Raw genomic sequence first — 3,426 nt, forward strand, 5'->3', positions numbered from 1 at the left:
CGAATGTCAGCCTGACACTGCAGTCGGAAAAACGACTCGCCCGCACAACACCACAACCGGCCGGTACACGATGAGCGGCCTCCGGAACAAAACCCAGGAGCCGCTCATCCATGCACTCTTGACAACCAGACCTACATATCAGTGCGTGAGACTGGACAGTTCAACATCAAGTACAACTACGATGAGAAGCCGTCCTGCGACTTTGAGCCCCAGCCGGAGAATTACTTGCTGGACCTGGAGCGTTACCCTCGCCCTGCAGATGAGATTCCTGCCTGGTACCCGAAGCCTGATGACTACCCAAACTGGCATGAGGAGCTAAAGCATTAGGCGGCGTTGCGACGACTTTTATTGGCTTGTTTACCGACAAGGGCGCTAGCTTGGAGGCATGCCTACAGTGCCCCTGTATGAATTGGCTGTCGCCGACGCGCGCTGGCGAGAGCCAGGGGAGCGCTTATTCCTCGAGGCCATCACCTCTTATACCTACCCCGACATGACGAACCACTACGCTCGAAATGAGTGCATCCAGATAGTATCTATGTTTTATAAAACGGACGGCGTCGTGGAAGTTGAGACAAATGACAAGTCACGGCCAAAAGTATCTGTCGTTCACTACAGGGATGTCGATGTCTCCGCTCATTGGGAACCGATCCCGGCATTCGGCAACTGGGAATCTTTGGGACGATTCGACGCCCGCTTGCAGCCCCTGAGCTAGTCCCTGTTCGACGCCGGCCCGGTTGCGTGAACCTTAAGTCGTCAAGACCCTCGCCCGCCTCGGCACGAGCTTCCGCCCGGATCCGCGCCATGACGCGAGTCAGCAAAAAAATCCGCGATCGGTGAGGGCCCCGACTCCGATTTGCACCGGCGCAAACCATGCAACTCCGCCCAATACATCCTTCCCTTCGGAATCACACCTCTCGGGGTCGATGGACCGCACCCTCGCGTAGCTGTTGAGTGTATGCAACAGTGGGTTCAGCATGCCTCCATCACTTTGCCAACCGATTACGGTTTACTATTGTGGGCATCGCCGTCCGGCGGATTGTGGTCACTTGCGGGCCCATCGCCGACCAGCCACCGACAATACAGGGGGATAGTCCTTGGTAACTATGGCCGATGTTGCGCGGGTAGCCCGCGTTTCCAGGAGCACTGTGTCCTATGCCCTCAGTGGTGTTCGGCCGATTGCACCCGAAACGCGCGAGCGCATCCTGAAGGCCATGTCCGACCTTGGCTATACGCCGAACCTGCTCGCCCAGGGTTTGGCCGGCAAGCGGACCGGCATCCTCTCCTTGATTTTCCCGGTCGGGGAGCAAGGCATGAACACCACGGAATTCGAATACGTCCAAGGTGCTGCCGAACAAGCGCGTGTCGACGGATACCATCTTCTTCTGTGGCCAATGGACCCCGACGACCTGGGCGAGATGCAGCGGATCGTGGCCCAAGGCCTGGTGGATGGAATCCTCCTGATGGAAGTCAGGTCATTTGATGAACGGATTCCGGTCCTGCTCGAAACGGGTGTTCCATTCGTCACCATCGGACGGCCAGCGGATGCCGCTGGCCTGACATTCGTCGACGCGGATTTCGAAGCCATGGGCGAGCTGGCAGTGTCGCACCTCGCCAGCCTGGGACACACAGAAATCGGCCTCGTGACCCATTCGCGGGAGTCCCTGGACACCGGCTACGGTCCGATGGTCCGATCCTGGGATGCCGTGGCGGCTGCCGCGTCGCGGCACGGCATCACTGCTCGGCTGTTCCCAACCGCGAGCTCATTTGCCGGTGGTCGCGAGGTGTTCGGACAGATCCTGGAAGGATCCCCGGAAACCACCGGACTCGTGATGATCAACGAAGCGGCTACTGCAGGCCTTCTGGGTGCGGCGGCGGCCCACGGTTGGCGAGTCCCTGAGTCTCTCTCCATTGTCGCGATCAACACCAGCGCCGGCTCTGCGGAGCGCTTCATGCCCGCCCTGACGACGGCGTCCGCCGAACCCAGCGTCATGGGGCGTGAGGCTGCACAATTCCTTGCCCGGCGCCTCAGGAGCGAGGGCGCAGAAGCCCTGCAATGGCTCGCCGAACCGGTGCTGACGTTGCGCGGAAGCACCGCCGTGGCACGTGCCACCCAGCCGTAGAATCACCTCGCCGTTCGGGTGTAATCCGCCAATCCGAGGCAATCATTACGCGGTCCGATCACACACGATTGTGACATTTGACACACCGTTGCGCCGCCAACTACTGTCGAGCCATCGACCCGCGTCGACAAGGCGCGTCGACGAACGGCGATGAGATTCCTCCTATACAACATGGCGGATGGTCACCGATCAGAGTTCCCGGAGACTAAGGAAGTAAGTCGTGCTTGGAATCATTCGGTACCAGTCCTGCGTGTTGAAGATGCGGCCGATATTACGACCCGGAATAGTGCAAGGACGGAACCTGGGGACCGCCGCCTGCTTCTGAGTTCCGGGACCGGGCGCAGGAGGGGCCAATGATGCCCATCCAAAGCATGTAAGCGCTTGCCCTGTGCCGGTTGTGCCCGCAGAGGCCTCCCCACCCAGCCCCGCGGTGGTCCCACCCCTAGCCAACATCTCCCCAATCATCACAACAACCTCTTGGAGGTAACCCGCATGGAAACGTCGACCAAACCGGCCCAGTCCGCGTTCGAAGGTGGCCGGAAGTGAAAGCGATTCGACGGTTCACTGTACGAACGGTTCTGCCGGAAGCAATCGCCCCGCTGGCTCGACTCGCGAAGAACCTGCGCTGGTCCTGGCATTTGCCGACACGTGAACTGTTTTCGGCACTGAACGCCGAGGCCTGGGAACATAGCGAGCATGACCCCATGACCTTCCTGGGCCTGGTCAGTCGCGAGGAACTGCAGGAGCTCGCGGCGGATGGCGCCGTCGTCGAGCGCGTTCAGCAGGCGGCGGCGGACCTGGACCGGTATCTGAGCGAGCCGCGCTGGTACCAGGGGCTGGGTCCGGATGCTCCGGCTTGCATCGCGTATTTCTCGCCTGAGTTCGGCATCACCGAGGTACTTCCGCAGTATTCCGGCGGCCTGGGGATCCTGGCCGGTGACCACCTTAAGGCTGCTTCGGACCTGGGCGTCCCGCTGATCGGCGTCGGACTGCTGTACCAGGCGGGCTATTTCAAGCAGTCCCTTTCCCGGGACGCCTGGCAGCAGGAGACTTACCCGGTCCTGGACCCGGACGGTCTGCCCCTGACAATGCTTCGTGAGCAAGACGGTTCGCCGGCTCTAGTCACGCTTCCACTGCCGGGTGACCGGACGCTGCGGGCGCACATCTGGCGGGCCGACGTCGGGCGCGTGCCGCTGTTGCTGCTGGATTCGAACGTTCCGGCCAACGACGACGCCGCGCGCGGGATCACGGACCGCCTCTACGGCGGCGGAGGTGACCACCGCCTGCAGCAGGAACTGCTGCTGGG

General features: G+C 61.4%; 3 protein-coding genes. All 3 read left to right on the plus strand.

Features of this window, described 5'->3' with window-relative positions; translation table 11 throughout:
* Nucleotides 1-385: 385 nt before the first annotated feature.
* Entirely contained in the window at nucleotides 386-712 is a 327-nt protein-coding gene (locus AB4074_RS24550) for a hypothetical protein (RefSeq protein WP_441415714.1), read from the plus strand.
* A gap of 391 nt (nucleotides 713-1,103) precedes the next feature.
* Complete coding sequence (locus AB4074_RS24555) at nucleotides 1,104-2,120, plus strand: LacI family DNA-binding transcriptional regulator (RefSeq protein ID WP_441415715.1); 1,017 nt, start codon at nucleotides 1,104-1,106, stop codon at nucleotides 2,118-2,120.
* Nucleotides 2,121-2,662: 542 nt separating this feature from the next.
* Nucleotides 2,663-3,426: alpha-glucan family phosphorylase (gene glgP, locus AB4074_RS24560; protein ID WP_441415716.1), on the plus strand; the 764-nt coding region annotated here is incomplete at its 3' end.

This window comes from Arthrobacter sp. 2MCAF14 (assembly GCF_052115645.1).
Taxonomy (GTDB): domain Bacteria; phylum Actinomycetota; class Actinomycetes; order Actinomycetales; family Micrococcaceae; genus Arthrobacter.